This is a genomic window from Nonomuraea insulae (genome assembly GCF_042656245.1).
Genome location: NZ_JBHSPA010000009.1, coordinates 1 through 7,705, shown reverse-complemented (window position 1 = coordinate 7,705; position 7,705 = coordinate 1). Strand labels below are relative to the sequence as shown.

9 protein-coding genes are annotated in these 7,705 nt (G+C 69.6%); 2 read left to right on the top strand and 7 right to left on the bottom strand.

The annotated features are described in order from the left end of the window. The 7 genes from ACFPZ3_RS06115 to ACFPZ3_RS06085 all read right to left on the bottom strand — a co-directional run. Positions 1 to 406 (bottom strand): ATP-binding cassette domain-containing protein (locus tag ACFPZ3_RS06115; protein ID WP_379512955.1); only part of this gene is annotated, 406 nt, incomplete at its 3' end. A gap of 2 nt (positions 407 to 408) precedes the next feature. After that, a complete protein-coding gene (locus ACFPZ3_RS06110) occupies positions 409 to 1,290 on the bottom strand; it encodes an ABC transporter permease (protein WP_379512954.1) in 882 nt (293 codons plus the stop codon). Beyond that, positions 1,290 to 2,216, bottom strand: a complete 927-nt coding sequence (locus tag ACFPZ3_RS06105; protein WP_379512953.1) for an ABC transporter permease — start codon at positions 2,214 to 2,216, stop codon at positions 1,290 to 1,292. The genes ACFPZ3_RS06110 and ACFPZ3_RS06105 overlap by 1 nt, the downstream gene beginning before the upstream one ends. Continuing rightward, positions 2,213 to 3,268 (bottom strand): LacI family DNA-binding transcriptional regulator, encoded by a 1,056-nt coding sequence (locus ACFPZ3_RS06100; RefSeq protein ID WP_379512952.1) that lies wholly within the window; start codon positions 3,266 to 3,268, stop codon positions 2,213 to 2,215. Before ACFPZ3_RS06100 ends, ACFPZ3_RS06105 begins: the two co-directional genes overlap by 4 nt. 33 nt (positions 3,269 to 3,301) lie before the next feature. Further along, complete coding sequence (locus ACFPZ3_RS06095) at positions 3,302 to 4,849, bottom strand: ABC transporter substrate-binding protein (protein ID WP_379512951.1); 1,548 nt, start codon at positions 4,847 to 4,849, stop codon at positions 3,302 to 3,304. 13 nt (positions 4,850 to 4,862) lie between these two features. After that, a complete protein-coding gene (locus ACFPZ3_RS06090; RefSeq protein WP_379512950.1) occupies positions 4,863 to 5,192 on the bottom strand; it encodes a hypothetical protein in 330 nt (109 codons plus the stop codon). 8 nt (positions 5,193 to 5,200) lie between these two features. Further along, positions 5,201 to 6,163: a DUF6772 family protein gene (locus ACFPZ3_RS06085; RefSeq protein WP_379512949.1), complete on the bottom strand. Its 963-nt coding sequence runs from the start codon at positions 6,161 to 6,163 to the stop codon at positions 5,201 to 5,203. A 240-nt stretch (positions 6,164 to 6,403) separates the two neighbouring features. On the opposite strand from ACFPZ3_RS06085, the gene ACFPZ3_RS06080 reads away from it, so the two are divergent. Next, on the top strand, positions 6,404 to 7,204 hold the full coding sequence (locus tag ACFPZ3_RS06080; protein WP_379512948.1) for a helix-turn-helix transcriptional regulator: 801 nt from the start codon (positions 6,404 to 6,406) through the stop codon (positions 7,202 to 7,204). A 57-nt stretch (positions 7,205 to 7,261) separates the two neighbouring features. Beyond that, positions 7,262 to 7,705, top strand: a 444-nt coding sequence (locus tag ACFPZ3_RS06075; protein ID WP_379512947.1) for an NADH-quinone oxidoreductase subunit H, incomplete at its 3' end; no start/stop codon positions are given.

Genomic DNA, 7,705 nt, shown 5'->3' with positions numbered 1-7,705 from the left:
GCTTGGCGGCGGCCTGCCGGGACAGGCCCTCGTGCCTGCGCAGCACCTCGGCGATCTGGTATCCGACGGTGAACGACGGGTTGAGCGCGCTCAGCGGATCCTGGAAGATCATCGCGATCCGCTCGCCGCGCAGCGCGGGCCACTCGTCGTCCGGCAGGCCGACGACGTCTCGGCCCTCGATCTCGACCCGGCCGCCGGTGACCCGCGCGTTCAGCGGGACCAGGCCCATCAGGGTCTGCGCGGTCACGCTCTTGCCGCTGCCGGACTCGCCGACGATCGCCAGCGTCTCGCACTCGCCGACCTCGAACGACACGCCGCGCACGGCCCGCAGCGGACCCCTTGGCGTGTCGAACTCCACGGCCAGGTCCTCGACCCGCAGCAGCGGGGTCGCGCTCTCGTTCACCATCGTCACAGCTCCGTCATCGGGTCGGAGGCGTCGCGCAGCAGGTCACCGAGGATCCCGATGCTGACCACCACGAGCGCCAGCGCGGCGCCCGGCGCGGCGGCGATCCACCAGGCGGAGGCCAGATAGTCGCGGCCCTCGGCGATCGTGGAGCCCCAGGACGCCTGGGAGGACGGCACGCCGAGGCCGAGAAAGCTCAGCGAAGCCTCGGCGACCATGGTCAGGCCGACCTGTACGGTCGCCGCCACGAGCAGCGGCGGCAGGCACGACGGCAGGATGTAGCTCAGCAGGATCCGCCCGTGGGAGGCCCCCATCACCCGCGCCGAGTCCACGAACTCCCGGTCGCGGACCGCGATGGCCGACCCGCGCACCACCCTGGCGAAGATCACCCAGCGGGTGACCGCCAGCGCGATGATCACGTTCACCATGCTCGGGCCGAGCACGCCGGCCAGCAGGATGGCCAGCAGCAGGCTGGGGAAGGCGAGCTGGATGTCGCCGATCCTGGAGATGATCCCGTCGGCCCAGCCGCCGAAGTAGCCGGCGAGCAGCCCGAGCAGCAGCCCGACCGACCCGCCGACGAGCACGGTCACCATGGCCACGGTCAGCGACGTGCGCATCCCGGCCAGCACCTCGGCGAGGATGTCCTGGCCCACCTGGTTGGTGCCCAGCCAGGCGACGGCGCCGTCGGACAGCCGGGTGCCCGGCGCCAGCAGCCGGTCCACGGGGCTGGTGCGGGCCGCGTCGAACGGCGCCAGCAGCGGCCCGAGCAGCCCGGCCAGCACGAACAGCAGCACGGTCGCGAGCGCCAGGTGGGCGCGGAGCGGCAGCCCGGCCAGCCGCCTGAGCGCGGCCGGGCCCGTCACGGGTTCGAGTGCGTTGACTGACATCAGGCGTTCTCCAACTGGATCCTGGGGTCGAGGTAGGCGTAGAGCACGTCGACCACCAGGTTGAGCACGATGTAGCAGACCGTGATCACGGTCAGGATGGCCTCGACGACCGCGTAGTCACGGAAGGTGATGGAGTCGACGAGCAGCGACCCGATGCCGGGCCAGGCGAAGATCACCTCGACGATGACGCCGTTCGCGATGAAGTAGCCCATGAGCAGGCCCAGCATGGTCACCACCGGCACCAGCGTGTTGCGCAGCACGTGGACGTAGAAGACGACCCGGCGGCTCAGCCCCTTGGCGTGGGCCGTGCGGACGTAGTCCTGGTTCATCTCCTCCAGGATTCCGGTGCGCACCAGGCGGCCCAGCCAGCCGACGAACGGCAGCGCCAGGGTGAGCGCGGGCAGCAGCAGGCTGAGCATCGTCCCGTCGGCGGTGCTGGGCAGGATCTGCAGCCACCGCGCGAAGATCAGCGACAGCATGATGCCGATCCAGAACGGCGGGAGCGCCTGGCCGACCAGCGAGGAGACCGAGACGAGGTGGTCGGCCCAGGTGTTGGCGCGGCGGGCGGCGAAGGTCCCGGCGAGGAAGCCCAGGACCACGGTGATCACCATGGCCCAGGCGGACAGGATCAGGGTGGAGCCCAGCCGTTCCACGCACGCGTCCAGGGCGCTCACGCCCTGCCGCCACGAGTCGCCGAAGTCCAGGCGGACGATGTCCTGGAGGTGGTGCCCGTACTGCACGATGAGGGGGTCGCGCAGGCCCAGCTGCCCGCGCAGCGCCTCCAGCGCCTCGGGTGTCGCCTGGCTGCCGAGGATCAGCTCGGCCGGGTCGCCGGGCAGCACTCGCAGCGCGATGAAGACGATGGTGATGGCGCCCCAGATCTGCAGCAGCGCCTGGGCGAGCCGTCTGCCGAGGAATGCGGTCATGTCACGCTCCCACTGCTCGACGCCCGTACGACCAGCCGCGGCGGGAAGAGGATCTGCTCGGGCGAGCCCTCGGCCATCGGCCGCTTGAGCCGCCGCAGCATGTGCTCCACGGCCGAGACGGCGATGTCGGCGGCGGGCAGCTCCACGGTGGTCAGCGACGGTATGACATAGGGGGCGAACGGGTGCCCGCCGTAGCCGACGACCAGGATGTCGTCGGGGATCCGCAGGCCCGCCTCGTCCGCGACCCGGTAGACGCCCAGCGCGAAGTAGTCGTTGCCGGCCACGAACGCCAGCGGCCGCTGCTCGGTTCGCATGACCTCCCTGGCCAGCCGGTAGGCCTCGCTCGGGTCCCACGGCATGGCGCTCTGCTCCAGCCGTCTGGTCGGCACCTTGAGGATGGCGTCGGGTTCGAGGGTGAGCCCGGCGTCGGCCATGGCCTGCCGGTAGCCTTCGACGCGGTCGGCGACCGACGAGACGCCGAGGTCCTCCTCCAGGAAGTAGATCTTCCTGGCGCCCTGCGCGAGGGCGTGGCCGGCCGCGGCGTACCCGCCCTTGACGTGGTCGACGCCCACCAGATCGGTGTTCAGCTCGGGCACGTCGCGGTTGAGCAGGACGAGGGGGACGCCCGCGGCCCTGAAACGCCGCCAGTGCTCGGCCCCCTCCTGGACCGTCACCACGAGCACCCCGTCCACGCCGCGGCGCAACAGCTCCTCGGCCGCGCGCCGCTCGTTGGCCAGGCTCTCCTCCGTCGCCATCAGCAGTAAGGAGTAGCCGTGCCGGCGGCAGTGCTGCTCCATCCCGCTGATGAGCTGGGCGTAGAACGGGTTGGACGGGTTCGTGATCACCATGCCGAGGGTGCTGGCCGAGCCCAGGACGAGCGAGCGCGCGGTCGAGTTGGGCACGTAGCCGAGCCGCTCGGCCTCGGCCTTGACGCGGTCGCGCGTCTCGACGCCGACGCTGTCCTTGTCGGCCAGCGCCCGCGACACGGTGTTCACCGAGACGCCCAGGCTCTCGGCGATGTCCTTCAGAGTGGTACGGCGTGCCTCACGCATGGTGCCCCCAGATCGGGTCGAGTTCCACGTGCATCAACCCGCGGTCGACACCGTGCGGAACTCGGGCTGGCTGTTGGCCACCGGGACGAATCCCGCCACTGTGGAGCGCACCCCGTACGTGCTCGACAGCGCCGCGGGGAAGACGCCGACCGCGTCACGCCAGATGATCTCGCACGCCTGGCCGTACAGCGACTTGCGCTCCTCCTGGTCGGAGGTCGACCTGGCCTTGGCCAGGATGCCGTCGAGCTTGTCGTTGCGGTAACCCATGCGATTGGCCTGGCTGGTGTAGAGCCGGCCGAGCGTGTAGTCGGCATCCCCGGTGGTCACGGTGTTGACCTGGAGCTCGATGTCCCAGTCGAGGGCGGTGAGCCGCTTGATCCAGGCGGCCTTCTCGATCTGCTGCGGCTCCACGACGACGCCGACCTTGGCCCAGGCCGAGATGATCGACTGGGCCAGCTCGGTCGCCAGCGGGCCGGTGTCCTTGAACCACATCATCGAGGTGCGGATCCCGGAGCCGTAGCCGGCCTCGGCCAGCTCGCGCTTGGCCAGCTCCGGGTCGTAGGCGTAGGGCTCCTGGGGGGCGTGGCCGAAGACCGCCGACGGGATCGGGGCGTCCATGACCGTGGCGGCGTCGCCGTACAGGCTGGAGACGATGCCCTTGATGTCGAGCGCCTGGTAGAGCGCGCGCCGCACGCGCGGGTCGGAGAAGGGCTTCTTGCCGCAGTTGAACCAGGCGAGGAAGTAGTTCAGGCCCGGCTTGCTCTCGACCTTGACGCCGTTCACGCCGCCCAGGCGCTTGAGCTCGTCCGGGGGGATGATCCAGGTGACGTCCACCTCGCCGTTCTGCAGCGAGGTCATGCGGGTGGAGGCCTCGGGGATGTACGGCAGGCGCAGACCGGGCAGCTTGGGGGCGCCGCCCCAGTAGTTCGCCACCGGCTTGAGCACGAGTTGCGACGACGGGGTGAACGACTCGACCGAGAACGGGCCGCTGCCGATGGGCTTGCGGGACAGGTCGCCCTTGCCGATCTGGGCGGCGGGCAGGATGAAGGCCAGCGTCAGGTTGACCAGCAGAGTGCCGAGCGGATCCTTGGTGGTGATCCTGACGGTGCGGGGATCGGGCGCCTCGACGGTGTCGATCGAGGCCCACAGGGGTTTCTGCGGGCCGTCCGACGCGGCCAGCCGCTCCAGCGACGCCTTGACGTCGGCGGAGGTCAGCTTGCTGCCGTCGTGGAAGACGACGTCCTCGCGGAGCGTGAACTCCCACGTCTTGTCGTCGGGCTGCCGCCACGAGGTGGCCAGGCCCGGGGCAGGCCGCTCACCGGCCCCGGTGACCAGCGTGTCGTAGATCTGCCGGTTGGCCAGCAGCGACGCCTCGTCCACCGCGCTCGCCCCGTGCGGGTCCAGGTCGTTGATCGCCTGGTAGAACGCGGCGCTGAGCACCCGCTTGGTCCCCGACGCGGGCCCCGCCCCCGGGCCGCCGGGGGCGCACCCGGAGAGCAGGGCGGGGAGGGAGGCGCCGGCGACGCCGGCGCCCAGGAGGGTCAGGAACTGCCGCCTGCCCACTCCCTCCGTTGTTGTCATGTCCGCTCCTCTCTCAGCTCTTGAGCGCCAGGTAGATCAGGACCTTCGCCTGCGGGTCGCCTCCGCGCAGCGTGGCCCGCAGGCGCAGCCAGTGGCCGAACTCGCGCACCCGGAGCGTCACCAGGCCGGGCTCGGTGGCGACCTGCTCGACGCTGTCGTCGTCGTCGCACCAGTGCAGGCCGTCGGGGGAGATCTGCGCGGTCAGGCGCAGGTCGCCCTGCAGCGCCAGGGTCCGCACGAACCAGCGCGCCTCCGACGCCCACCCGGCCTCGTACGGCTCGGTCGCGAAATCGGCGGTGAAAGTGGTGTTGCGCTCCAGAACGGCGGTAAGAGCGTGCCTCATGCCGGTGTTCACCAATCCACGGAAATCAGTGCGGAATCAAGGAAAAGGAAGTTGCGCACCGGAGAATGGGTGCGGACGCTCACGTAGAAATTGAGCAGGTTTTCCAGGCCGTCGTATTTGTCGGCGTACTGGGGGACCGGCACGTCACGCATGTCCATCACCCGGTCATTGACCTGGAGCTCGATATTCGTCCGGGTCCTGGTGTCGAACTGCCAGCGCAGGTAGTGCCAGTTGACCTTGGTCGGCACCTCGTTGTAGCAGAGGAACTGCGGCTCCTCGTCCAGGGCCCGCCAGTCCTCCGGGTTCGGGGCGGTGAAGTCCTCGACCGGCGACAGGTTCTCCTGGTTGTGCAGGTTCTCCTTGGGCGTCGGCTCGGGCACCACCGGGTAGACCCAGCGCCTGGTGAAGTTGTTGTCCAGGTCGGTGTTCTGGTAGCGGGCGACGCAGTGGTAGCGGATGCCCTCGCCGTCGCACAGGTCCGTGGCCACGGTGAACGCGCCGAACTGCGCCTCCGACGGATGCAGGTTCCCGTCCCACTCGATCTCGCCGAAGCTGTTGCCGAGCGAGGACTCGGCGGTGGCCGCCTCGCTCTTGTAGGTGAAGTACGTCTCGAACTGCACCACGCCGCGCTGCGCCATGGTCAGGCGGCGAATGGCCACGGCGGTGTGCCCGGTGACCGGCCGGGTGGCCACCTTCAGGGCGTAGTTGCCGCTCATCGCGGCGTGCGTGCCGATGTCGAAGAAATCGCACGAGCTGAGCTGCGGCGGGCGGAAGTCGCGCATGTGGACGTCCACGGTGTCGAGATTTCCGTGGCCGTCGTGATTGCCGATGAGTTCGCACCAGCCGTGCGTGCCGGTGTTGAACTCGTCGAAGGCGAGTATGCGCGGCAGGGGGTTGAACTTGGAGAGCTTCGGATCCGCCGCGATCAGCGCGCGGCGTAGGTCCTCGGCCGGAACATGGGTGGTCTCCACGCGCAAGGCGTCCTTCCCATAGATAAATTTCCGCGCCCGGATGAACGTTCACGTGAACGTTAATTCCAGGTTTCGAGGACGCTAACTTGCCCCATCTGCGGATGTCAAGGGATCTGCATGAGTTCCTCTTCGGCGACGACTCGCCCCACAGCCTGGTCACCGCGTTCGTCGAAGACGAGCAGACCCCATGAGCCGTTCGGGTGTGTCCACCGCGACCGCATGGGGGCAGGCTTGCGGGTGATGACGATTCATTCCCTGCCCACACAGCCACAGGCGGAGCCGTACCAGATGGTCGCCCGCCTGTCACCGCCGCACCTGCGTCCGTACGTACTGGGGTGGGCCGGTTTCCGCACCCGGGCGAGGGAGCCCGCCCACTCCAGCCGGATGTTGCCGCTCAACGCGGCCACCCTGATCATCGACTTCACCGGCATGGGCCCGATCGTCACCGGTCCCCGCGTCACCACGACGTTCTCGGCCCGCACGCCGTGGCGTCACGGGGTGGCGTTCGGGCTCACCCCCGCCGGGATGTCGGCGCTGACGGGGACGCCTCTGCGCGAGGTGGCCGGCACGACCGTGCACCTGGAAGAACTCCTCGGCACCCGTGCGGAGGAGCTGACCGGCCGGCTGATCGCGCCGGCGAGCTGGGCGGACCGCTTCAGCCTGCTGGAGGAGCGGCTGACGGCGTGGCTGCGCCCCGACGCCGGCCCCGACGACCTGATCATGCACGCCTGGCGGCGGCTGCAGGAGCCGGCCGGCCCGCCCACCATCGGGTCCCTCGCCGGCGAGCTGGGCGTCAGCCGTCGTTACATCGAGCTCGGATTTCGCCGGGTGGTGGGCCTGTCGCCCAAGGAGGTGGCCAGGATCGCCCGCTTCCAGCGGACGGTGGACACGTGGAGGCGGCCCTCGGCCACGCTGAGCGAGGCCGTCGCCTGCGGTTACGCCGACCAGCCGCACCTCACCCGCGAGATCCGGGCGATGGCGCGGATGACCCCGAAGCAGCTGTTCGCATTCGTTCAAGACACCGATCGGCTCACGGGCTAGCGTGACTTTCCGCTCCGGACCGAACGAGTGCCGGGGGAGTGGAAGGGACGACATGTCATGGCAGGCGCTCTCGCGGCCGATCCCACCCTCGCCGACTTCGGCAGGGACCCGCTGTGGATCACCATCGTCAAGGCCGTGATGCTCTTCCTCTTTCTGGCGCTCGGAGTCGTCTTCGGCGTCTGGTTCGAGCGCAAGCTGATCTCGCGGATGCAGAACCGCTACGGGCCCAACCGGGCCGGTAAGTTCGGCCTCCTCCAGTCAGTGGCCGACGCGATCAAGATGGGCCTGAAGGAGGACCTGTTCCCGCGGACGGTGGACCGGGTGCTCTATCTGCTGGCGCCGGTCATCATGGTGGTGCCGGCCTTCCTGGCCTTCTCGATCGTGCCGTTCGGGCCGGTCGTGAGCATGTTCGGGGTCAAGACCCCGCTGCAGCTGGTGGACCTGCCGGTGGCGGTGCTGTTCATGCTGGCCATGGGCGCCGTCTCCGTCTACGGCGTGGTG

Coding starts and splice junctions, on each gene's coding strand:
- ACFPZ3_RS06080 (WP_379512948.1), top strand. CDS start 6,404: ATGACGATTCATTCCCTGCCCACACAGCCACAGGCGGAGCCGTACCAG.
- ACFPZ3_RS06090 (WP_379512950.1), bottom strand. CDS start 5,192: ATGAGGCACGCTCTTACCGCCGTTCTGGAGCGCAACACCACTTTCACC.
- ACFPZ3_RS06110 (WP_379512954.1), bottom strand. CDS start 1,290: ATGTCAGTCAACGCACTCGAACCCGTGACGGGCCCGGCCGCGCTCAGG.
- ACFPZ3_RS06100 (WP_379512952.1), bottom strand. CDS start 3,268: ATGCGTGAGGCACGCCGTACCACTCTGAAGGACATCGCCGAGAGCCTG.
- ACFPZ3_RS06105 (WP_379512953.1), bottom strand. CDS start 2,216: ATGACCGCATTCCTCGGCAGACGGCTCGCCCAGGCGCTGCTGCAGATC.
- ACFPZ3_RS06095 (WP_379512951.1), bottom strand. CDS start 4,849: ATGACAACAACGGAGGGAGTGGGCAGGCGGCAGTTCCTGACCCTCCTG.